The 23,744-nt window shown below is 41.5% G+C and carries 21 protein-coding genes; 10 read left to right on the forward strand and 11 right to left on the reverse strand.

Going from position 1 to position 23,744, the window contains the following annotated elements:
• Nucleotides 1-279: 279 nt before the first annotated feature.
• The 4 genes from Q4592_RS16510 (at nucleotide 280) to Q4592_RS16525 (ending at nucleotide 3,154) form a co-directional block, all read left to right on the forward strand.
• Entirely contained in the window at nucleotides 280-570 is a 291-nt protein-coding gene (locus tag Q4592_RS16510) for a DUF1330 domain-containing protein (RefSeq protein WP_303515169.1), read from the forward strand.
• Between the two features lie 179 nt (nucleotides 571-749).
• Complete coding sequence (locus tag Q4592_RS16515) at nucleotides 750-1,091, forward strand: helix-turn-helix transcriptional regulator (protein ID WP_303515171.1); 342 nt, start codon at nucleotides 750-752, stop codon at nucleotides 1,089-1,091.
• A gap of 106 nt (nucleotides 1,092-1,197) precedes the next feature.
• Complete coding sequence (gene arsB / locus Q4592_RS16520; RefSeq protein ID WP_303515174.1) at nucleotides 1,198-2,253, forward strand: ACR3 family arsenite efflux transporter; 1,056 nt, start codon at nucleotides 1,198-1,200, stop codon at nucleotides 2,251-2,253.
• A gap of 121 nt (nucleotides 2,254-2,374) precedes the next feature.
• Entirely contained in the window at nucleotides 2,375-3,154 is a 780-nt protein-coding gene (locus Q4592_RS16525; protein WP_303515177.1) for a DUF4344 domain-containing metallopeptidase, read from the forward strand.
• 2 nt (nucleotides 3,155-3,156) lie between these two features.
• Here Q4592_RS16525 and Q4592_RS16530 read toward each other — a convergent pair whose 3' ends face one another.
• The gene (locus Q4592_RS16530; protein ID WP_303515180.1) at nucleotides 3,157-3,624 is read right to left on the reverse strand and encodes a MarR family winged helix-turn-helix transcriptional regulator; all 468 of its coding nucleotides are present in this window, start codon (nucleotides 3,622-3,624) and stop codon (nucleotides 3,157-3,159) included.
• A gap of 53 nt (nucleotides 3,625-3,677) precedes the next feature.
• Between Q4592_RS16530 and Q4592_RS16535 the strand changes: the two genes are divergently transcribed.
• On the forward strand, nucleotides 3,678-3,989 hold the full coding sequence (locus Q4592_RS16535) for a DUF2834 domain-containing protein (RefSeq protein WP_303515182.1): 312 nt from the start codon (nucleotides 3,678-3,680) through the stop codon (nucleotides 3,987-3,989).
• Nucleotides 3,990-4,194: 205 nt separating this feature from the next.
• On the opposite strand, the gene Q4592_RS16540 is transcribed toward Q4592_RS16535, so the two are convergent.
• The 3 genes from Q4592_RS16540 to Q4592_RS16550 form a co-directional block, all read right to left on the reverse strand.
• Nucleotides 4,195-5,472, reverse strand: coding sequence for an endonuclease (locus tag Q4592_RS16540; RefSeq protein ID WP_303515185.1), 1,278 nt, complete (start codon nucleotides 5,470-5,472; stop codon nucleotides 4,195-4,197).
• 17 nt (nucleotides 5,473-5,489) lie between these two features.
• Nucleotides 5,490-8,030 carry an ExeM/NucH family extracellular endonuclease gene (locus Q4592_RS16545; protein WP_303515187.1) on the reverse strand — a complete coding sequence of 847 codons (2,541 nt, stop codon included), beginning with the start codon at nucleotides 8,028-8,030 and terminating at the stop codon, nucleotides 5,490-5,492.
• A gap of 420 nt (nucleotides 8,031-8,450) precedes the next feature.
• Entirely contained in the window at nucleotides 8,451-9,437 is a 987-nt protein-coding gene (locus Q4592_RS16550; RefSeq protein ID WP_303515188.1) for a hypothetical protein, read from the reverse strand.
• A gap of 522 nt (nucleotides 9,438-9,959) precedes the next feature.
• On the opposite strand from Q4592_RS16550, the gene Q4592_RS16555 reads away from it, so the two are divergent.
• From Q4592_RS16555 to Q4592_RS16570, 4 genes are all read left to right on the forward strand, one after another.
• Nucleotides 9,960-11,879 carry a methyl-accepting chemotaxis protein gene (locus Q4592_RS16555; protein WP_303515190.1) on the forward strand — a complete coding sequence of 640 codons (1,920 nt, stop codon included), beginning with the start codon at nucleotides 9,960-9,962 and terminating at the stop codon, nucleotides 11,877-11,879.
• Nucleotides 11,880-12,599: 720 nt separating this feature from the next.
• A complete protein-coding gene (locus Q4592_RS16560; protein WP_303515193.1) occupies nucleotides 12,600-13,076 on the forward strand; it encodes a thioredoxin family protein in 477 nt (158 codons plus the stop codon).
• A 203-nt stretch (nucleotides 13,077-13,279) separates the two neighbouring features.
• Nucleotides 13,280-14,260, forward strand: coding sequence for a hypothetical protein (locus Q4592_RS16565; protein ID WP_303515196.1), 981 nt, complete (start codon nucleotides 13,280-13,282; stop codon nucleotides 14,258-14,260).
• A 281-nt stretch (nucleotides 14,261-14,541) separates the two neighbouring features.
• Nucleotides 14,542-16,152 (forward strand): ABC-F family ATPase, encoded by a 1,611-nt coding sequence (locus Q4592_RS16570; RefSeq protein WP_303515199.1) that lies wholly within the window; start codon nucleotides 14,542-14,544, stop codon nucleotides 16,150-16,152.
• 96 nt (nucleotides 16,153-16,248) lie between these two features.
• On the opposite strand, the gene Q4592_RS16575 is transcribed toward Q4592_RS16570, so the two are convergent.
• Together Q4592_RS16575 and Q4592_RS16580 are read right to left on the reverse strand one after the other, a co-directional pair.
• A complete protein-coding gene (locus Q4592_RS16575) occupies nucleotides 16,249-16,425 on the reverse strand; it encodes an EamA family transporter (protein ID WP_303515202.1) in 177 nt (58 codons plus the stop codon).
• Between the two features lie 5 nt (nucleotides 16,426-16,430).
• Complete coding sequence (locus tag Q4592_RS16580; RefSeq protein WP_303515205.1) at nucleotides 16,431-17,141, reverse strand: DMT family transporter; 711 nt, start codon at nucleotides 17,139-17,141, stop codon at nucleotides 16,431-16,433.
• A gap of 409 nt (nucleotides 17,142-17,550) precedes the next feature.
• On the opposite strand from Q4592_RS16580, the gene Q4592_RS16585 reads away from it, so the two are divergent.
• The gene (locus Q4592_RS16585) at nucleotides 17,551-18,453 is read left to right on the forward strand and encodes a hypothetical protein (RefSeq protein ID WP_303515208.1); all 903 of its coding nucleotides are present in this window, start codon (nucleotides 17,551-17,553) and stop codon (nucleotides 18,451-18,453) included.
• 121 nt (nucleotides 18,454-18,574) lie between these two features.
• On the opposite strand, the gene Q4592_RS16590 is transcribed toward Q4592_RS16585, so the two are convergent.
• The 5 genes from Q4592_RS16590 to Q4592_RS21820 all read right to left on the reverse strand — a co-directional run bounded on the left by Q4592_RS16590 (nucleotide 18,575) and on the right by Q4592_RS21820 (nucleotide 23,380).
• Entirely contained in the window at nucleotides 18,575-20,653 is a 2,079-nt protein-coding gene (locus Q4592_RS16590; RefSeq protein ID WP_303515210.1) for a DUF4962 domain-containing protein, read from the reverse strand.
• Nucleotides 20,654-20,875: 222 nt separating this feature from the next.
• Nucleotides 20,876-21,571 carry a glutathione S-transferase gene (locus Q4592_RS16595; protein WP_303515213.1) on the reverse strand — a complete coding sequence of 232 codons (696 nt, stop codon included), beginning with the start codon at nucleotides 21,569-21,571 and terminating at the stop codon, nucleotides 20,876-20,878.
• A 274-nt stretch (nucleotides 21,572-21,845) separates the two neighbouring features.
• Complete coding sequence (locus Q4592_RS16600; protein WP_303515216.1) at nucleotides 21,846-22,706, reverse strand: PhzF family phenazine biosynthesis protein; 861 nt, start codon at nucleotides 22,704-22,706, stop codon at nucleotides 21,846-21,848.
• Between the two features lie 118 nt (nucleotides 22,707-22,824).
• The gene (locus Q4592_RS16605) at nucleotides 22,825-23,193 is read right to left on the reverse strand and encodes a hypothetical protein (RefSeq protein ID WP_303515218.1); all 369 of its coding nucleotides are present in this window, start codon (nucleotides 23,191-23,193) and stop codon (nucleotides 22,825-22,827) included.
• A gap of 70 nt (nucleotides 23,194-23,263) precedes the next feature.
• Complete coding sequence (locus tag Q4592_RS21820) at nucleotides 23,264-23,380, reverse strand: zinc-ribbon domain containing protein (protein WP_368509303.1); 117 nt, start codon at nucleotides 23,378-23,380, stop codon at nucleotides 23,264-23,266.
• Between the last annotated feature and the right edge of the window lie 364 nt (nucleotides 23,381-23,744).

A 23,744-nucleotide genomic window follows, 5' to 3' on the forward strand; every position in this document is an offset into this window, starting at 1 on the left:
CAAACGTTAAGACCAACAAAGCAAACTCATGCAAATTTATTCACTAGTTAAAACTAAACAAGATAGTACTGAGCATTTGTCTCGTGGCGTTAATTGGATTTCTCTTTGCGCCCTCTTTCTTTGCTAATCAACGCTTCCAAGCAACAAATAGTTATTATTTATGTACACATGTGGACAAAATAAAACATCATGAATATAGTGTACACACATGTACAATTTACATGTCTACGCAATTCATCACTGCGTGGTGTGATAGCTAAACAAAAGGATTACCGAACTATGACTGCGTTTTTTATTGCAACAAGCCAAATTAAAGATCCTCAAAAATTTGCCCGCTACGGGCAAGAGGCGGCTTCCACACTTTCTGAGTTTCAAGGAGAGTTGGTGATTAAAGGTAAATTTTCAGAAGCGCTTGCAGGAACAGCCGAACATGATGCAGTAGGTGTGATTAAGTTCCCCACTATGGACGCCCTGCAAAATTGGTATAAAAGTGACAACTACCAAGCCCTTATTCCCCTGCGAGAAGAAGCAGTAAATATGAGTATTAGCACCTACGCGGTACCCGCATAACAGACTCATAATTGGCCGATTAATCATCGGCCAATTATTTAACCTCTGTTAGCCTTAGCGCTATGTGCTTAGCTTGCTCTTTAAATTGCTTAATAAAAAACCTTGAGAAAAAAAATGAAAGGCGTAACATTAATCGCAAATCGACGATTAACTATATGTAAGCCATCACCGAGTGATTTATGACAACAGCATGTAACAAAACCAATAACCAAGCGTTTTCTACAAGCGAACAACAATTAGCTCAAGAACAGCAATTTGCTGCTTGGTCAAAAGCTTTAGCACATCCAGCGCGAGTAAGAATATTATCTATTCTAATTAACTTGGATAAATTAGGTGGCTGCCTGAATAGTGATTTAGTCTCACAGCTAGGTTTGGCGCAATCTACCGTGTCGGAGCATTTACGCATTCTTAAGCAAGCTGAGTTTGTTAGCGCAGAGCCAATGCCGCCTAAAATGTGCTATCGAGTAAATCACAGCACACTGACAGCATATAAAGAATTACTGAATACTCTCACCGGTTAAAAGCAGATCAGTTCGACCAATTTGCTCTTTATTACAAATAAATTAATCGCTATTCGACGAATAACGAAAGCGCGAGTAAACCACTTAACTCACAACAGGTTTAACCATGAATACAGACACCGACCAATCTACCCTTAGCTTTTTAGACCGCTACCTCACCCTATGGATTTTTGTCGCCATGGCAGTAGGTGTAACAATTGGCGTGGCCTTTCCACAGGTTGTAGAACTGAATGAAGCCATGTCGGTAGGCAGCACCAATATTCCTTTAGCCATTGGCCTCATTTTGATGATGTATCCACCGTTAGCGAAAGTGAATTACCGCTTGCTAGGCAAGGTGGCTAAAGACAAACAAGCCATAAAACTCTCGCTCATTATGAATTGGATTGTTGGGCCTATTTTAATGTTTAGTTTGGCGCTGATCTTTTTAGGCGACCACCCAGGATACATGGTGGGCATTATTCTTATTGGCCTTGCCCGTTGTATCGCCATGGTATTGGTATGGAATGATATTGGTGGCGGTAATAAAGAATACGGCGCAGCCTTAGTGGCATTAAATAGCCTGTTCCAAATTGTTACCTACAGCTTTATGGCGTGGTTGTTTATTACCGTATTACCGCCGTTGTTTGGGTATCAAGGCATGACAGTTGATATTTCAATGTTAGAGATTGCTAGCAGCGTATTGATTTACTTGGGCATTCCTTTTCTAGCAGGCTTTTTGAGTCGCGAAATTTTGGTTAAAGCTAAAGGTGAGCAGTGGTATAACGAGGTATTTATTCCTCGTATTTCGCCAATTACCTTAGTCGCTTTGCTCGCCACCATTGTGCTGATGTTCAGCCTTAAAGGCGAAATGATTGTAGAGCTGCCGATGGATGTTGTACGCATCGCGATACCGCTGGCGATCTACTTCGTATTAATGTTCTTCGCCAGCTTTATAGTGGGCAAAAAAATGGGCATTCCTTACGACAAAAACGCCTCTATTGCTTATACCGCTACTGGTAATAACTTCGAATTAGCCATCGCGGTATCTATTGCTGTATTTGGTATTAATTCAGACCAAGCTTTTGCTGGCGTGATTGGTCCGCTGATTGAAGTGCCAGTATTGATTGCATTAGTGAACATCGCGTTGCGTATGAAAAAACGCTACCCGCTCACGGCTAGCTAACGCAAGGGCTTGGCTTTATTAGGCTCTGGTTACTTTGTTTGAGCCTTCTGTATGTTCTTCATGTCACTAATCAAACTGCGGTATGCTTTAAGGAACAATAACGCTGCGAGTAAAAATTATTATGACGTTTTCTAGATTGTTATTTGTATTAGCTTGCTTAGCATTTAGTCAAAGTGTAAGCGCAACGCCTGCACCAATAACGGATAAGGTTGTTTCAATAGTCTTAGATCAGCCGGCCGCCCAAGAGCAAGCAAGCTATGAGCTTATTAAACACAGTGAAGTTAATCAGCAATTCGAGCGTTTGTTAGAGCAACATTTTCCCTTTGAACATGCTGTTACGCTGCAATACGGCAGCAGCGATGGGCCACTGTATGATCCCGAGCAACACACCATTTTCATCCCCTACTCTTTTGTTAGTGAATCTCTGCAGTTTTTCACCAACAATGACTACGCCGAGCAGCAAGGCGTTTCCGCTGAAAAGGCCGCCTTAGATACGCTATTACATACTCTATTGCACGAGGCCGCCCACGCTTACATTGCAGACCAACAGATTCCCATATTGGGCAAAGAAGAAGATGCAGCAGATAACCTGGCAACGTTAATGTTGTTGAATTATGTAGAGCACGGCGATGACATTGCGATAAGTGCCGCTGATATGTTTGCCTTTGAATCGGATGAAAAACCCAGATATTACGAAATGAGCGAATACATCGCCGAGCATAGCTTTGATTTACAACGTTACTTTTCCACCCTTTGCTTGGTATATGGTTCAGATCCCGAGCGCCATAAGCAGCTATTAGATGAAATAGAAAAAGACTACCAAGCAGAGCGAAAAGAGTTTTGCATTTATCAGTTTGAGCAAAGTAACTATGCATGGCATTACTACTTGGCTCAGCCTTAAGTTTACTCGGTGTTGGCTAACACCGCTTGAATAGCCGATAAACCTTTAAGCACTTTAGCTAAACATTCACTCCCTATTTCTGTAGTGAGTTTATTGTCTAGCTCAACCAACAGTAACCTAGCGTCGGCCATCAACAACTCGCCTTGCGTAGTAAACACTATTTGCTTTTGCTTACCCACGCCATCGGTTTGCTCTAAATAGCCCTTTAAGCATAAATCTTTCACTGTTTTAGCCACCATTTGTCGGCTAACACCTAAGTTTCGAGCAATCTCAGAACCGTAGTTAATACCGCACTCTAAGGCACTTAAGAAGTGCAGAGTATTTGGCGTGATTGAGCGATAACCTTTGCCCATCAATGCAGTACACAAGTAAAGACCCGCTAAATCTTGAACCTTAGCACCCGTCATAACCAACTGCAGCGAGCGGCTGTCTACCATTGCTACGCCCTTTCTTGTCAACCTTGTTGACATAGTCACTTCCTCTCACTAGGCTTATGTCAACCAAGTATACATAAGGACAGAATATGAAACATCTCTACTTATTGTTAGCCATTGTGGGTGCGGTAGTTCCTTACCTGTTTTTCTTTGAGTTTTTTAATCTACACGGAATAAACTTAACGCTATTTGTTAGTGCCTTATTTGCCAATGGCGCCGCAGCGGGCTTCAGTGCCGACTTGCTAATTAGCTCATTAGTGTTTTGGCTATTCATGTTTAAAAACCAACAAGCTCACTCTCCCAAGCCCTACTTGTTCATTGTACTGAACCTCACCATTGGCTTAAGTTGTGCGCTACCTGCTTACTTATATGCAAAAACTAAAGCCGACAGTTTGCTTTAGCAAGCAAGGTTTAAGCTTTTCAAAGTGCTTCAATCAAGCAGATAAACACGATCAAAAAAGCCTTATCCTGTGTTGGTGAACACCCAGGACAAGGCTATATGCAAAAAATGTAAAAAGGGAGTCACGACCCAGTGTAAGACGCTGACTAAACAGCGGCTTACCCTTAACTAAGCCTAGTGATTACCATCTCATGCGCTAGTACCTTTTATTCAAAGGCTTCCCATGCAGTAGTCCCTTCAACTTGCCAAATAAGTTTTACCAACTCGGGGTGGTCAATTAAAGGGTTTCGATTACCTTGGTAACGTTGTGCAGCGTCGTTACGGTCTCGTTCTTTTTGACTAACAGGATCGTTAAGGTGCCACTCCATTAAGGTGCGTAACTGCCAAGTTTTAAACACTTTATCGTTACTTCCATCAAGAATACGGCTTACCGATACGTTGCTGTTGGATACATCTATCCAATTAGACACCTTATCTTCATAACGAATAGCCAAATACAATAACGCGCGAGCAATATCACCTTTAAACTCGTTAATAGGCTCAAACACGAAGTAATTTTGGTTACCTCGTTCTGGGTGCCCATAACCATATTCGGTACCATTTTTCCCCTTCCATTGGCTATCGTAAGGGCTAACAAAACCAAAGGGTTTAGCATTATTACTATCGGTACGGTGTAACGACCCAATACTGCTGTCTACACCCAAAATATGGTGAATATCACGATCCATCGGATAACGATTGCTGCTACCTAGCAACTCTGTACGAAACATGCGGGCATAGCTGTAACAAACGCCTTCTTCATCGGGATATGAACCACTTTCACAAACGTCAACAATGGGCAGGTAATTATAAGGGTCCTGGCCAGTAGGGTTTTCTGAAAATATATCGACAATGTCCACACCTTGCTTATCATCGAAGTATACGTCCAAGTCATTTTCAGCAATAAAGTCATTGATTAAACTAGTGCTTTGAATTGTGTGGTTGGCAGAACTTATCTGATGTAGCGCTGTTTTTAGTTCGTAACCACGTAAACCTTCGGCGGCTTGATACTCAGGCCGTAAGTTTGTGGCAAGGTGACCCGTGTAGTTAGCAACGTCAAAACGAGAAATGTATTCGTCAACAAACAGTTCGCCGTTTTCGTCAAACTCCTCGACGTTAGCAATTACCTCTCCATCAAGCTTTAGCGTCACTCGCCCAGCACCATGAGTACAACAAATCCCATCATTACCGGTATCGGTTAGCACAAAACGATAACTATTCGGTTGTAGAGCAATCACTTCTTCGTAATAGGTTTCGTTGTCATAGTCCTGGCTTTGGCGAATTTTATTCGCGTCGGCATCATACAAAGCCCAAGACAACTCACCAGCAGCTCTGTCGGTCATCACTTCAATCACCAACATGGTATTGTCGTATTCATGCTCCTTTGCACACCCTACAGCAAGTAAACATAACGCCATGGCAGCATAGGTATTTTTAAATTTCATCGGTTTTCCTTTTAACCCTAAGCCTGACGGCGGCGAATAAAGCCCACCATTGCTAACATCATCATTAAGTAACCCGCAGCGCTACCGCCATGCGTTTTATCTTGCTCGTTCACCAGTATTGAACGCTCACTTATTAGGCTGTCGTTGTGAAGGTAAGACACAAGGTTTTCTCCATACCCAACGTTGATTAACGGCATAGAAACCCACCCTCGCTGAATATCACTGCTATTCAATACGCGGGTTTGACTGCGTGAGTAAGTAGACACATCATATTGATTTCTATCTGAAATAATCGTTTGAATGGTTTCCCCTATTTGCAGGCTTGCTTCACCTAACTGGGTTAAATCCACAACAGCGGTAAAGGTGTCTCCCTGCTTAGGATGATTTTCACTTGGCATGTCCTTAGGCGTGGTAGGTAAGTCGATAGACTCCCCTAACTCATGCTTGTCTAAAAACGCTAAGGTTAAAATGGCAGGATCATGGTCAGACGACCGGTAAGGGTCTGTATATTTTGGAAACTCCCCGGTATACGCCGTTGAGTATTCAAACAAAGTGGATTCACGAGAATTAATATTCCATTCCGTTGCATCTACAACATGCGGAACAAGACTTGGGGAAATTAAGGTGTAATCTAAATTACCAACGGTATCGCCATAAGCGTAACTAAAACCATCAGGATGCAGTTGCCCAATAATGTCAACGTAGTTGTAGCGATCACTCAGCACTGCGCCTCCATTACCGTGCAACTCATTGCCATTTACGTAAGTATTACGTGCTGCTTTAAGCGGATAACCAAAAGGCGCAGTATTGGTTAACAGCATTATCGCGTCTTCTTTGGCATAAGAGTTTAAATCACCAAGAATGATCTTGTGACCCTCTAACTCCGCTAAAGTCTCGCCTAAATGATAAGCAGCAGAAACGCGGAAGTTCTCACAATTACCCTGCGCATCTATATCTGTTAGTTCACCGGTTTCTTGGTCGTAATCTTCCCAACATTCTGATCCTTTCGATTTAAAATGATTGGTAGACAAAATTAGCCGCTCACCACTGCCATTGACCGTAAAGGTACCCGTCATTGAAGCACGCTGAAATGCAGAGCTAGCTTCAACACCTGTTGGCCAATAGCGAGGATGAACATGCTGCTCAGGCATGTTAATAATCTTTACGCTTTCAAGACTCACTACCGAAGGACGGTAGATAATTTTGGTACTAATAGCGTCACTGCCCACAATTTTTGAGTCAGAGTGGCGCATAACCGCATAGTGCTTCTCACGTGGCAGTTCTGCGTTCAGTAACTGAGTAATGGTAACGATTGATGACATGGCGTCGTAACCGTTATTTTCTACTTCTAAAAAGCTAAAAATATCGGCGTCAATGGCTAACATGGCGCTTGCTAACTTGGCTCCCTGAGTTTCAAAGTCGGCAAATTTCTCTGCTCCTCGATTTTGCTCTAAAGGGTTATTAGCGCCACCAAAAGGAGACGTGAAGAAGTTTAAAACGTTAAAAGCACCAATTTTAACATCTGCTTCTTTCACATCAGGACGCGCCGTTCGTTCAATTCCGCTATGGTTGAAAAAGCTGGCGTCGGCGGTATTTGTTACAAACAAGCGATACTCATCGTATGAGTAATTAACAATCCCTTCCATGCCATCTATCGTAGCGCCAACACGAATGTAATCAGCAGTAGTTCCCGTTCCGTCATCTTTACCAAAGTTGGGATACCATGGTAAAACACCATTTGCCGCTTTATCTTCTGACTCAATAATCACCCTACGCATTTCATTTGCCTGCGCAGCGGCAATTGCTTCGTCTGAACCTGGCACATTTTTTTGATTAGGATGATAGTTGAGAGTACCGTGAGAGGCGGTCATATTATTGCGAAAATCACTGTAGTCAAAACCAAACGTACGCGCGACTTTCATGTGTGATTGCTCATCAAAGCGCACCAGCATGTTCTCGTAACGCTCTAGCGTAATCTCAAAGTTATCTTGCTCTGATACCCCATCAACAACACAATCTTTAACCAGTAACGGGGTAGGCTCAATAACGCTGGTTACGCCGGTCTTTACAACACCTTGTACACTGCTTAGTTGAGACAAGCCATAGTATTCCTGAACCTTGGCATAAACATACACCTCATCCCCTACGTTCAGATCTAATCCATAAGGATTTTGATAAACAAATATTCCACTAGATGCACAACTGCTTTCATCAACTTGAGGATCTTGAATGTAAAAACCTCGTGTCATCACCCCATTTGAGGCCTTAAGGTAAGTAATAACACCTTGTACTTTAAACACTTCGTCTGAGTAAAATTTATTGTTATCTGGATCGGTAAATGGCGAATGAGGCCCCTCTCCTTGCAAGGTGGCAATGGTGGCTTCTTGGTCAAAAGCGGGCTCTTCTGCCGCTAGGCTTTGCGCAGTAAACAACATTGTTTCGGTTGTTTTTTGTGATAACTCAATCCCTGCATTAGCGGCCTGCGGGCTAAACACCTCTGCATTTGCTGTTAGTGCAAACAGCGCTAACGATACAGCAGAGTATTTATAAATATCCATATGTGTAACCTTTAATATAAGTATTGCTACAAGCTGTGCTTACCATTGCTAATAGTTTGGTATTTACGACACCTCTATTAAGCTGCGGCAATAGTAAACACAGGGTAGTTGTCTATATCTTCTGCATTCATTACAGGCAAACCAAAAATCACACAAGCTAACTAAGTCATTCTTACTATTTATATAAATAAGGAAAATAAAAAGAAAGCGTAATAAATATATAAGTTAAATTATATTGGTTTAATATAAACAACATTCTTGATCTAGTAGAAAAAATCCTTGATGTAATGTCATTTCATTTTTGGACATAAACTATACACTGGAGAAAAATCAGGCAATGATTTAAAAACATACCAAACATTGCCTAAGCACTCGTGGTTAGTAGCTTATATTTCAAAAAACATCATGATTAGTGAGCAACTAGAAACTGTAATAAAGCTTGGCATAACTGAATGTTCCATCTTCGCCGCCGCTTGTTACTTCCGCTGCAAGACGTACATTAGGGCGATAATGATAGTTCACACCTACGGTGAACCAATCTTCGTTAACCTGCTCTTCTTCGTAATACTTATATTCTTCGTCAAAGCTAATATTAGAATACGTTACAACGGCTTCTACAGTACTTGTAATTTGGTAAGAAGCGGATAAAACAGCAATAATATTATCTTGAGATAAGTAACCATTCTCCTCTTGTCGGTCTTCAACGGAAACTAAACCACCAAAGCCCCAATCACCGAGGAAATAAGTACCGTGTAGAGAATATATTTCGCCGTATTCTTTTGCTGTTTCACCACCAAATAGTAATGACCAGTTGTCAGCAAAGTAACCCACATAACCATTAAATACCGCGCCTTCACGAGAGTCTGTTAGGTATTCGTCCCAGCCTCTTAATGAGTAAGACATACCCATCTGTACGTTGTTGTAACTTCCTTGATATTTAATCGTATTATCTTGGTCGCCAGCCTCTTTTACTTCACGTGCGCTATCTACAGAAAAATCACCGTGAGAGTCAACATCATCATAAGCGGTATCGTTTCTACCAAATTCTACAAAGTGCTCTGGCAAAAACTCCCAGCCAACGTAAACCTTATCCAAAACGGTTTGAAATTCATTGTCTTGAGTCCAAGTCATGCGTTCAAAATCGATATCAAGAACACCGTACACATCACCAGTTCTGCCTTCAAAACTAATATCGGCAAAGGTGTCATCGGCGTAGCCTTGATACCAAGTCCACTCTTCTCCAAGGTCATTGTGAGACTTGCCAAACCAACCGCCTACTTCTATGCGGCCATTCAGTTTTACGTAATCGCCCTCAGCCGTTTCGTACAAAGTAATGGCTGATACAGAAGTGGTGAAACCCATTCCTAATAAAGCTGCAATAGAAAATGCAATTGCATTCCTTTTCATTTAAATCCCTTTCATTCCTTTAAATATAAAAAGATAAGATGTAAAAAGATTCCTTAAAATAAACTTCCCACAAACAAATCATTAACAAGTGCTCGTTAAATCACCGCTTCAATAATATTGAAGTTAAACACCCGGCGAATATATTTAAATAACTTAAATGAATCAATAACTTAAGAAGCTAAAATATAAAACAAACAACAACACAAAGAACAATAAAAATAAACAAACCATCCCCCGGCGAATAAGTATTCACCTAAAACCCCTAGATTATGATAAGGAGTCAACTAAATAACATATTTACACCAACCGCCTAAAAATTATAAATTTAAACAAACAAGATTAAGATCAAATAAACACCATAGACAAAATCAAACCGTTTATTTAAATAAAAAATAGCATTAAAATAATAAAAGGCGGGAGTAGATTAAAAAACGATCGAAAAACAAAAATATTCATACACTATTGTTTTAAATCATCACGGCTACACATTGAAATAAGTTTTAGATATACAAGGACATATAAATGAAAGGATTTCTTACGTTATCAATAAAGAACCGTATGATAACAACGATGCTTTTAGCCATTATTGCTTCCACTGCTATTGTCGCTTACGTTGGACAATCAACATCAAGAAACCTTATGGTAACCCGCCTGGAACAACTAGACTTACCTAATCTTGTTCAGAAAATAAGAAACTCTATAGACAGCGAAATAGTTTCGATGGAAATGATCGCTCGCTCTATTTCCCATAACCCAATGATTATTGGTTGGCTTGAGCAGGGCGAAAGCGCACAAGGCGAACAACTGTTAACTCAATATTTAAATGGCATTGCCAAAGACAATCAATTTAGCAATACGTCTTTTGCAGATAAGAAAACAGATAAATTTTGGAACCAAGATGGGTTTCTTCGAGTAATGAACTTACCGCGTGATGGTTGGTTTCAACGATTAAAAAATAGCGGTGTGGCTGTAGGCTCAAGTGTCTATAAAGGCAGTAATGGAAAAACCGATGTATACATCAATTACCAACAGCCTAATGGCCGAGGACTTGCTGGAGTATCTAAGTCCTTTGATACCATGATTAATACCTTAAACGAATACACCATTGAGAAAACAGGCTTTGTCTATCTGGTTGACCATGAAGGCTTCACTAAAGTGCATAAGCAATATGCATTTAACGATAATCAAAAAGTAGCCGATTTCTATAAGGGCTATGATACTCAATCGCTATTTACAAAACGAGACTTCTCATTTATTCATACCGACAAATACATTATTGCATCTAGTTATATACAAAGCTTAGATTGGTACGTTGTTGCAGAAGTGCCCAAGAATGAGCTTTACGCTGGATTAAATGAAGCTAGAACGCACATTATTATCGTTTTAATCATTATTATTGGCGCTTTCATTGCTGTTTGTACCATTCTCGCCAATAGCTTAATTAAACCAATAGAAAAGATGTCGCAAACGTTTCAAGAGCTAGGTGAAGATAACGGAGATTTAACCTCTCGAATCGAGGAAGGGAACATACGAGAAATCGCCAGTTTAGCCTCTGGATTTAATAACTTCGTCAAAAATGTGCAAACGGTTGTACAAGATGTGTCTTTAACATCCACCAAAGTTAAAGCGGCTTCTGGAAACGTAAACAACGACGCAAAAGAATCAAAGATAGCGTTAGATAAACAGCGTAAAGAAGCTAATCAAGTCTCGGTGGCCATGAATGAAATGAGCTCAACCATTACCGATATTGCCCAAAACGCTAGCGTTGCTGCGCAAGCCACTAATGAAGCCACCGATAAAATGGCCGGCGCACAAATAGTGGTGAATAAATCATCAGAAACCATTGACGTAATGTCTAAAGAAATGGAACAGGTTTACGCTAGCATCGACAACCTAGAGAAGCAGAGTATTGCTATTGTTAAGGTAGTAGAGGTGATACAAGGAATATCAGAGCAAACCAATTTGCTCGCATTAAATGCCGCCATTGAGGCCGCAAGAGCTGGACAACAAGGCCGTGGGTTTGCGGTAGTTGCTGACGAGGTTCGTAACCTTGCTCAACGCACCAACCAATCTACAGTAGAAATAAATCAAATGATTATTGATTTACAAAACGGCGCTAAAGATGCTGTTAGCTCTGTTCATCGAAGCCGCGAACACGCAAAGTTAAGCGTAGAGGCCGCGAGCCAAACCAGTGCGCAACTGAGCCAAGTAGTAGACAGAGTGAAGCACATCTCTGATCTCAATACCCAAATTGCAACAGCGACTGAACAACAATCAATCGTGATTAACGAAATAAACACTCATGTTGTCAATATCAACGATAGCAGCCAACGCAGCTTATTGGCCTCACAGAATATCGAAACCTCTAGTGATCAACTCAAATCAATGGCATTAGATTTGGATGCGCTTGTTGGCCATTTTAAATGCGTGAGTTCTGATTAAATCTGATAACACTCAGCAATATAGAAAGTTACCAATGTGAAGCAATGCAAAGCCCTCGCCAGAGGGCTTTGTTATTGGTGGCAGTAATTGCCCCTGATTGATTGGCTAGCACCTTAGTAATTGCACTGCGAACGATATGCTTTATGGCCTCAATACCCTCGGCTATTTAATCTATTGTGGTGTTTTCCGAATTGATTTCAGCGCGCTGCAGACAGGCGTTTATTTGAATGCGCTAGTTTAAGTCCAAACCAGTTCTCTCCTTTATCCACCGGAGCACTTTTAGTGACCAGGGGGAATTGAGATTAAAGCGAGACTACCAACAAGATGACAAAAGCGAGTGCCACGCAAGCGGGCTCGCTTTTTGTTGCTAGTGTTCTAACTATTTAACAATTACAGAATCTCCCAGAAATTCTTCTGATAAGCGATTTCCTCCTTTAAATATTTCTACCTTTTAGTGGGAAAGGTACTGCGATTTTTTACCAATGACTGTAATTCCTCCTTTCCGTAGGTGATCACCCTTTATATTGACTTTTTTGTTATTATTTAGCCCAAGCGACTGATAAAGATACAAAAAAATGTTAGTTTGCTTTTATCAAATATAGGGTAAATCAATACTGGAGATTAGCCGATATGAAAATCGCACTATTTCTACTTACTATTTGTCTAATCGGCGATTGTTATGCGAGCCAAATATATAAATGTAATGTAGAAGGAAAAGTTGTGTTTACGGATAAAGAATGCAACGGAGAAATCGTAAAGCTTAAGGCTAATAACAGTAACTTTTCTGAGGAAGTTAAAGGTCTCTATAATGACTCTAAATGGTATCGTAATTACCCAGGTTATATAGAAGCAATAGAGCTTAGTGAACGAATTAATGTACCTATTTTTTTATATTTTCAAGCAGGTTGGTGCGGTTACTGTCGGCAGTTAGAAAAGGAGTTATTATCAACATATAGAGGGAAAACCGCTTTGAAGCGTATAATTAAGGTAAATATATCCCCTGAAGCCGGAGATGACGAAAGTTTATTATTCGAAACGTTGGGTGGTAAAGGATACCCAACAGTCTTTATGCAAAACCAATTCGACATGCCTCCCACCAGGCTAACGCTTAAGGAGAAAATCAATGGGGAGTGGAAGACAAAGTCAGTCGACTATTTGGATGACATCATTGACTCGTCTATCAAAAGCATCCAATAAATAGGATAGGTTAAGTAATTGAGATTCTTACCACTGCTCTAGCCACTAGCCTAACAAGTAGCTATAAGTGACAAGGACTCATCTGCCGGACTAAAAGCCAAGTATTTCCTACTCGCAGGCTCTATAACCTCGATTCTTTTTGCGTGTATTTTCACTTCGCAACTAAGCTAATGAGAATCAAGTATCATTAATATAGGCATTAAATGAACATCACATCACCTCGAGCCATTACCACCTCTTCAGCCATCATGTTCAGTGCCTTTTTAGCTATGTCGCCAGTAACGTCAGCCAATGGTATTAACAACTACAGCGGTTCTGGCAGCATTACCCAAGGCCTTGCTAAAACCCTTGAGTCGAATATTTTTGAGTGTAAAAACGGCCGCAGCCGTGTTGTAGGTATAGGAGAAATTACCGACTCCAACGGCCAAGTATGGACGGTGCCAGCAAACAACAACTTTGCTTCTGGGCCTAAGGCTGTCGATTTATATGAAGAGTGTGCAGGCATTACCCATAAAAGTATCGCTGATGTTGATGAGGCATCTGTCCCTCTTGTAATTGTCGACCCTGAGGGAGAAGAAATAACCGGCTATATTTTTGCCGACAACTACTTCGAACTGTATATCAATGGTGTACTGATAGCTGTTGATAGCGTGCCATTTACTCCTTTCAATTCAAGTATCGTGAGATTTAAAGCCAGCAAGCCCTATAGCATTGCGGTAAAAGTCATTGATTGGGAAGAAAACCTTGGGCTGGGTTCAGAGGATAATCGCGGTAAGGCTTTTCACCCTGGCGACGGAGGCTTTATTGCCAGCTTTAGCGACGGAACGGTCACCAATGACGATTGGCAAGCGCAAACATTCTATACCTCACCGATATATGATCTCACTTGCCTACAGGAAATAGATGGTAGACGTTTGTCAGAAAGCTGCAGCACTCAAGGCACCGATGACGGAAAAGATGCCTTTGCAGTTCATTGGCAAATTCCCCAAGACTGGATGAATAAAGACTTTGACGCTCAATCTTGGCCCAAGGCAAGCCTATACACAGAAGATGAGATAGGCGTGAACAACAAAAAAGCTTATATGAACTTTATTGAGAAATTTAGTGGTGCTGGAGCTAGCTTTATTTGGTCAACAAACGTTGTACTCGATAACAGCGTGCTATTGAGGTACCAAGTGAAATAGTGGCTAAGGACTAGGCGATGCGAAAGTCGCCTCTCCCCCTCCCCAGCCGCTCTTTCGCTTGCCAATTGACACAACCTTATAAGTCTACGCACACTTTCTAATGCTAGTAGCTTAAAGCCAAATGAAGGACCCATTCAAATAGGCCGCCGCTGGTAAGTACTGCTTAAACTTCATACAACTTAACTCGACATTGGTCACACTTTTCTTTATAGTGCGCCCCCTTATACGCTTACCTTTGCGTGCTTGCTTAACAGCCTTATTTACCTAATCGGGATTACCTTTTGATTTCTACCGCAAACATCACCATGCAGTTTGGCGCTACGCCTTTGTTCGAAAACATCTCAGCTAAGTTTGGTAACGGTAATCGTTATGGCTTAATTGGCGCTAACGGTTGCGGTAAATCAACCTTTATGAAGATTCTAAGTGGTGAATTAGTGCCAAGCTCTGGCAACGTATCTATCACGCCTGGAGAAACAGTAGGTACCCTAAGCCAAGACCAATTCGCCTTTGAAGAATACACCGTGGTTGATACGGTAATTATGGGTGATGCAGCACTGTGGAAAGTAAAACAAGAGCGTGACCGCATTTACTCGCTGTCAGAGATGTCTGAAGAAGACGGCATGAAAGTAGCCAACCTTGAAACAGAGTTCGCCGAAATGGACGGCTACAGCGCCGAAAGCCGCGCTGGCGAAATTTTGCTAGAAGCCGGTATTGCCGAAGAGTTTCATTACGGTTTAATGGCTCAAGTGGCTCCCGGCTGGAAACTACGCGTATTGTTAGCTCAAGCCTTGTTTGCCAACCCAGACATTCTGCTACTCGACGAGCCCACCAACAACTTGGACATTCATACCATTGAATGGCTAGGCACGGTGCTTAACCAGCGTAAATGCACCATGATTATCATTTCGCACGATCGTCACTTTTTAAACTCAGTATGTACTCACATGGCCGACATTGATTACGGTGAGCTGCGTGTTTACCCAGGTAACTACGAAAAGTTCATTGAAGCGTCTTCGCTAATTAGAGAACAGCTACATACCGAAAATGCTAAAAAGAGTGCTGAAATAGACGAGCTACAAGCCTTTGTTAACCGTTTCTCGGCAAACGCTTCTAAAGCGAAACAAGCTACTTCTCGCGCTAAACGCATGGAAAAGATCACACTTGATGAAGTAAAATCCTCTAGCCGCCGCAGCCCATCAATTAGCTTAAGCCAAGAGAAAAAACTACACCGCCAAGCGCTAGTAACAGAGAATCTAGGTCATGGCTTTAAAGACGGCGAGCTATTTAGCAATGGCAACATCATTTTAGAAGCGGGTGCAAAGCTAGCGGTAATTGGTGAGAATGGCGCAGGTAAAACTACCTTTTTACGCTGTTTAATTGAGCAACTACCGGCTAATAGCGGCACTGTTAAGTGGTCTGAAAACGCTGAAGTAGGTTACTGCCCGCAAGACAGCACCAGTGACTTTGATAACGACCTCACTTTGTTTGATTGGATGTCGCAATGGCGTAATGCCAAACACGACGACCTAATGGTACGTGGTTTACTAGGCCGTTTATTGTTTACTGCCGACGACTTTAACAAAAAAGCCAAAGTATGTTCTGGTGGTGAAAAAAATCGCTTGTTGTTTGGCAAATTAATGCTGCAAAACCGCAACGTGCTGGTAATGGACGAACCGACCAACCACTTAGACATGGAAGCAATTGAAGCCCTAAACAGTGCGTTAGAACTGTACGACGGCACGCTTATTTTTGTCAGCCACGACCGCGAGTTTGTTTCGTCCCTAGCAACCCGCATTGTTGAAATTAAAGACCAACAGGTGGTGGACTTCCAAGGTACTTACGAAGAGTACTTGGCCAGCCAAGAACAGCAGTTAAAAGTAGCTAACGGCTAGTTTGTTTGCCGATAAAAACTAAGAAAGCTCAAGCCAATGCTTGAGCTTTTTTGTTTCAGCTAAATAGATAATTACCAAAGAACTTTGAACGCTACTTTAGCCTTTTTTGCCTCTATACATCTTAATCAAGCTTCTGAACTGAACAATCAACAAACCCGATAAAATCAGCAGTGTTCCCCATAAATGGTAAAGCTCAAAGCGTTCATCCAAAAACAAGTAACTAATCATAAATACAAGCACTGGCATTAAGTTCATAGACAGCGAGGTTTTCATCACCCCTACTCGGTCAATTGAGCGCTTCCAAAGCCAAGGGGCACCATAGAGAGCGCACATGATGCGTACAATATTAGCGGAATAGCCTGTTGTGATGGAACAACGCTCTCGCTCATCACCAACATATTCGGCAACAACATTAAGGAGCCGAGAAACAACTGAACATAAATAAGCACTGCACCCGATAGCGTAACTGGCCACTTTTTTAATAATACGGTATAAAAGCCATAAGACAGCGTGCCTACGCCCATCATTAAGTCACCACGGTTGAGCGGCGTGCTAAGAACTTGCAGTATCTCCCCGCTTGATACAATAAAACCAACGCCGATAAGCGATATAGCAATGCCTAGCGACTGATAAGCCCTAACAGACGTTCGTAACAAGATAGCGCTAAAAACGATGCTAACAATGGGGATCATCGAGTTTATCAAAGACATTTTGGCGGCACTGGTATGGTAAGCAGAGAAATAGGTCATGGTTTGGCTAAGTACCATTCCCGTAGCGGCCAATATCAACAAATAGCTAAGATTACTTTTTATCGCCTGCCATTGACGAACCGCAGCAGGAAGCACCAATGGCGTCATCACTACAAGTGCCACAAAACAGCGGTAAAAAGCCAAAGTAGCCGGCTCAATATTGCCTACAGCCAGCTTGCTTACAATATAACTTCCCGACCAAATCAAGATGGTGAGAAATGGATAGATGTATCCACTCATAACACCACCCTACATCCCTGATTTCGTATCATTTCAGCAACTACGCTTAACTATCCCTTTTTTTCATCATACAGCTTGAGAACAAAAGAAATGCATATAACACTTTGTATTAAATGACTTAAATCAACTCTCTCTGTATTAGGCTCATAACACAATAGAAACGGTACGCTAAACCTAAGTTGCTGAATAAATTATAAACACTCTAAATTCATATTTAGTATTTTGGCTTGCTGAAGTTTAAAGCGTTAACTGCTAGAGTATTCGCCATGAATATAGGGCTTATGTCGGTAGCGCCTATATGACTGATAAGGAAATCTACTTAACCTTATTGCCGCATTGGTTGGCAGGTAAGAATTTGAAAGGGAAAACTAACAAATCAATCCGATACGTTAGTTGATAACACTACTCTATGAATAAGATATTCGATAAAAGTAAAAGTGCACTAAGTACAGCCACAGATAAAATCCGAGAAGAATTTGACTCTGGAATAAAGATAGTCAGGGATGTCGTCAATGGCCTTCCGGTAATTGTTTCACTAGAACGAACCGAAGCCGCTAAACAAAAATATGATGAAAAACATTATTTTGTTATTCCTTTTCATTTATGTGAAGCAGGGTTCACTCTTCATACAATGCGCTCTTTGCCTAACTCTGTCCCCGAAATAAATGACTTACCTAAACGAAGAATATTTCATTTTACTAATGAGCATTATGAAGCAACACTGCGAGAGCACCTTTTAAGCTCAGCTAAAGATTTGTGTTACGAAAACAATGCCGATAAATTGAATCCTCTCGAATCCCTAGCAAACGATATTGACCAGCTTGACTCAAAACTCACTTATGGAATGATAATTGTGGGAGGGGTAGCTGCGATATTTAACCCTTTAGTTGGCGTGGGCATTGCAGCTAAAGCAGTATTGCCAAGTATTTCAGGCTTGTTAGCTAAACATACACTTCGGCCTTTGGGTGAACGATTGTCACGCAACCAAGTTGAAAAAGAAGCCAAAAATGCTGAGAAAGCGGTGTTAAAGCAGTTTTCGGAATCAAGCACTCTTAAAGTGACAAACCCTATATTACAAGAACTTGAGTTGACCCTTCGAACAAATCAAGACCAGCATGACCCATTAACTGACCCCAACTTATCAATAGGTAGCATTCCTGAGTTAGATAACGAGAGTTGGAGAAACTTAACAGAAAGGGCTGTTTACCATGTTTACCATGAAGTTGTTGATAACCCGAAAGTACACGATGCAGCTAAATTGGGACCAGAAGATATCCGCTGGTTAAAACACTTATTTGTAGGACTTACTTAATACCTTTAGGTAAGCTATTTGATTACATTGGCTCCCATCAACAACGAAAAAGCCACCCTCAATAAGGATGGCTTTTGATAACGCTTCGTGGCTGAGTTTTTAATGCAAACTCATTAAGCAATTACAATTCAATAGTAACTACTTCACCATCTACGCTTAGTTCTAAGGTATTACCCACCAACTTGTGAGAAACGTTTACGCTCTCGTCGCTGTTTTTGTTAGGCACTAACAGCGTAAGAATGTTGTGTTCTTTCGCGGCTTTAAACTCAACTTCTACATGGCGGTGAACTTCAAGATCTTTAAATTCGTATGGGTCTACTTCACCGAAACCTTCAACGTTTTTCACCGATAAAATCTTATCTGCACTTTCATTAATGAATTGAACGTTTAAGTTAGCTTTTTCACCTTGAATAGCAAAAGATTTGTCGGCGGTCTCTGTTGCATAAGTAGTATGCATTAACCACGTAAGATCTTTCTCTTCGGTTAGCGTAGCTTTGTCTTGCATGACAAACACTTTGCCCTTAACAAACCAAACCTTACGTTTGTAAGACTCAATTTCAGGCGTAAAAAACTTGTAAGAAGCGGTCGCGTCGCCTTCAACAAATTTCACATCAGATTCTGTATCGTAATCTGTGATGTTACCACCCGCTTCGATACAGTATCGGTCTTGGTGCCCTTCAAACTTGGTGTTCTTGTTCTCACCATATTGGCCTTTACCACCAAACAGCGGCAAGTTTTTAGAGAAGGTATGACGACGCCACTTAGTGTGCATGTCGACCCCAAAACCACCGTAATAACCGGTTACCGAAGCAAGCGTTTCGCCAAAGGCATGTAATGTAAACGCGTTTTGGTCGCCATGTGAGTGGCTGATAGAGCCAAACGGAGAGCACTTAAATACCATATGAATGTGCTCATCGCGCTCGCACATTTTATTGTGGAATGCTGCCCAACCAGTGATTGGGAATACTTTAAGTAGCGGGTCGTTAGACGGCGCTTTTTCTTCTGGTGCATCCCAAAGGATATTGAAGCGAAGATCGTCATAACCAAAGTCCCACCATCCAAAGTTGTAGAATTTAGTATGTGCTTCGGTATCGCGGCTTTTAAGTTGGTTGTAGTACCACACGTACTCTGGCTTTTGGTTAACACCCGCGTAATGCTTAATGTTGTAAGCCAGTTTAAGGCCTGGGTAATCACCAATTGATGATTGGTCACAAAAGCTCGCTCGCTTAGAGTGAACAGGCATACAGTACAGTGGGAAATCGCCAGTGTTTTCGTAAAATGTTTTGTTAAACATGTCTACGCCACAGTAGGCTTTTAATAGATCAAATGCTTCGCCTAGGAAGGCTGTTTGAGTATTCCAGTAATCTGGACCCTCTGCCCAACCACCATCTACACCGCCCCATGGTGGGTAATGCACTGCGTAGTACTCTAGAGCATAGGCAATGTACTCACCGGCTTTGGGGTGATCGTGATAAAGCGCGATACAGGTAGGAATAATCGCAGAAGAGATTGAACGCACACCGTGGCTGTTTAGTGGGTTGTTCAGCAGGTCAACCGTTACCTTAAGGTGGTGCATGATTTCGTCTAAGCGAACAATCAAGGCATCTTTTACGGTTTCACGCTCTTGGTCAGTAAAGTGGCCATTTAACCAGTCGTAACCCCACGCCATGGCTGCCACAACACGGAATGCAGCTTCATCGTTGTAACCGCGTGACGTAACACCTTCTGGATCGTAGGTGGCCAGCTTTAATGTCCAAGCCTTGGCTTTAGCAATAAGCTCTTCGTCTTCACTTACGATACCCGCAATAGCGAGGTTACGTGTGGCATTAAGCGCCATTTGGCAGTCAACGTACATTTGGCGCCAGTAAGGTCGCCAAAGAGAGGCTTTACCTACTGTTTCTTCAGGATAGGCTTGAGGCTCGTCAAATGGTGCTGTTTCATAGAACTTAACGGTCGAGTTTCTGATGAAATCATCGTACATACAAAATGATGGGTCAGCTTTCACCTTGGCTTGAAATTCAGTAAGGTCTTTACCTTGAACAAGAAGGCGCGGTCGCGCTTCACTCAAGTTATCTAAAAACGATAAATCAAAATCGCGTTTTTGTACTTCGATAGGAAGTAGATCTACCAGGTTGCCAGCTGAAGTATCATTTTCTAACTTCATTTTTCTAATGGCATCAAGGGATTTTTGCTTGCTCATACTAGCTCTCTTATTCAATAAAAAGTGGAGAGGGATTCAATAAAAATAATTAATACTATTGTATTATTAATACCGCGAGGTGTAAAACCTAGTACTTTACTTTTGGTCAAAAACGCGTGATCAATAGCAAATTTTCAACATGAATTTGTATTTGCTAGGCAAACCACAAAAGAAGTATGGGTGTCCTTTTTCGTTTTGCTCAATTTTTTGTAGAAAAGCGAGCTAGTCACCGAATAAAATATCTTCCTGCGTGTCTAGCCACAGTGGAAATTTGAACATTGCCTTTGAGAACAAACGGCTTTGCAAATGGGCATTTAACCAAGCTTGCAAATGAGTATATGGTCCCTGCAAATAAAGCTGACGATTCACCTTTGAGAACTGGCGAACAAAAGGTAATAAGGCGTAATCCAATAAGCTGGCTTTATCCCCCATCAAAAAGGCATGCTGGTTTAAGCGCCGCTCTAGCGCCTGAACAAAGGGCTCGCACTTTAATCTACATGCTTCTAAATCACCGTGGTGGTAACGTTTAGCGTCTTTGTAGCGCTCGAGATCGGGCTTAAACTGCTTATCATTTTGTTCGATAACATTAAGCATTTCAGCAAGCGCATCAGGATTAGATGCGCGCAGTAAGTCTTCGGGGTCATTACGTTGCAACGCCCACAACATAATGTCTAAGCTCTCATCAACAATTTGTGCTTCGCTAGAATGCTGCTTAGCGCTCAGCTTCCCATCGACTAAAGGCTCAATCACTAGCACTGGTACGGTGGCTTTCGGTGATACCGCCAGCATCTCTGCGGGTTTGTTTTTCATCACTATGGGGCGTAAATGTATTGTTTGCTGAGCAAGTAGTATTGCCAAGCGCGCACGCATTGCGTAAGGGCAGTTTTGCAGAGAGTACAAAATGGGTAAGGTTTTCATTATGCGTTTAACAATCCTTTGTTTAATGCGGGCTAATACACTACATGGCCAATAAGATTAGCATTTAGTTTAGCTCGGTAGGCAATACAATTTGACCGCTTTATTGAGTGCCCAAGCTTTGGAGCTCAAACCCAAGGGCAATCGTATGCACTCAGCAAAGATACTTAAGGACATAACTGAAAGGGTTTGGATAGCTTAAAAAGATTTTGCTGGTTGAGGATAAGAAATCGTGCGACTAAATTGGGGATGGGCACAATCCTTCTTTAAGTGCCTGTTACAAGGAGATGACTAGCGTACCAATGCTAGTTGCAAAACCACCCACCTTTACATCAATTACTCTTGAATGTTCAGATTGAATAGATGCGGTAATAATAGACGCACTTCCCATCGCCCTGCCTTGTTCAAAAATATAATCACTACCCAGCGCTAAATGCTCTGAAAGATAGCACGCTAAGGCGCCACTAGCGCTGCCTGTAGCAGACTCTTCAGGGATACCAAACAATGGGGCAAAGTTACGACAGCTTGCTGTAAGTTTACTTTCCAACTTACAAAGCTCAAAAACATGAAAGCCTACCAGCTTATTCTGTTCGCAAAAATCAGCGATAAGCGCATCATCAGGTTCTATTGAATCTAAACATCCTTTAGGTACAGGAATAATCACATCAGCGAGTCCTGTTGAAATAACCTCAATAGGTAACTTAGTGCTTGCTAGTATGTCTCTTTCTATACCTATAACATTTGAGATTTCTTGGTATGTAAAACTATCAATTTTTTTAGGTAGTTGCTGCTCCATAACGACCTTACCATCTGGTTCTATAGTCACAGACAACAATCCTGCTTTTGTACGCTGAACATAACAGCCTGCAGCAAGAATACCGTTTTGGTACATGGTAAAAAACGCAGCGAGTGTAGCGTGGCCGCAAAAATCAACTTCCCCAGCGGTAGTAAAGAAAGAGACTTCGTAATCCGCTTCATCATCGCTAGAAACAAAAGCCGTTTCAGAATACCCAACAGCTTGCGCAATGTTTAGTTTTTGAGCATTCGATAGCTGTTCCGAATTAAGAACAACACCAGCAGGATTTCCGCCTTTTCCATTAACAGTAAATGAGTTGACCAAGTTAACTTCAATACTCATTAACGCTCTCTCCCTGTAAAACAATTAAACTACAGACACAAAATTGTTAGCCAAAATCAGCTGCGAATAAGTAGAAACTAACTGCTTTTGTCCGGATTGAATCGCTTGCTAGCATTCATCAGATTTCTATCTGGCTACGATAATCTAACTCAATATATGAAAAATTCTCCAGATCCCTTAAGGTCTTAACCAGCTCTTCCACAATTTCAGAATAACGAGGAGTTTCACCACGGCCAGGGTGAAAATGGGTAATATCAATCACAACGCCTTGGCTGGTATTTCGTCCGCCGACTCCAATTCCGAAATTACTTCCATCTGAATAATAAAGAATAACCCCTTCTACTTTTGAATTCGGAGTTGAACGATACAATCCATGTTTTTCAAGAATAGGCTCAAAAGCTATGGTTAACTTTTGCTTAAGTTCTTCTACCTGATCTTTGGATAATTCTGGAACTAATAAATATTGCCGATGATTATATGTATCCATACAACCAGTCAGTCCCAGAATACTTAAGAGTATGAATATATTGATGAATCTCATTTATTTCTCTTGAATGCTATAGCTTTGCTTGGTGGAACTTCTGTTGTTGAGCTGCCCACGTTTTATTAATGCCGCAATCTACACAAGTAAACCTCGTGTCAGAGTATGAATCCGGAGGGAAATTATAATCAATATTACGATTTACTCCCCTACTTGCTCAGATCGACAGGGAGGTTAATTCGAACTTGTATTACATTCTTGCGCTCTACCAACGAACTCACCAAGGCGTATAACTGCGTACCGAAAGGCTCCCTATTGTTTAAACAAGAGAATCTTCTTAGCCCTCTCATTTAGCCAAATCAATGCTATCACTTAAACCTTGTTGATTCAGCGACTTAAAAACCAAAATGACAAAAAAACCATGATAGAAAGATGCAGACCTCAAGGAAAAGGAGAGTCGCGAATTCACTGTGAGAAAGCAGCAAAAAGATAAGAGCAATACTACCGCATAGGCATCTATGTTGAAGGCATGTTTTATTGAGCGGGGCTAGCTTGAT

Origin of the sequence: Agarivorans sp. 1_MG-2023 (assembly GCF_030548385.1) — a bacterium.
Classification (GTDB): Bacteria; Pseudomonadota; Gammaproteobacteria; order Enterobacterales; family Celerinatantimonadaceae; genus Agarivorans.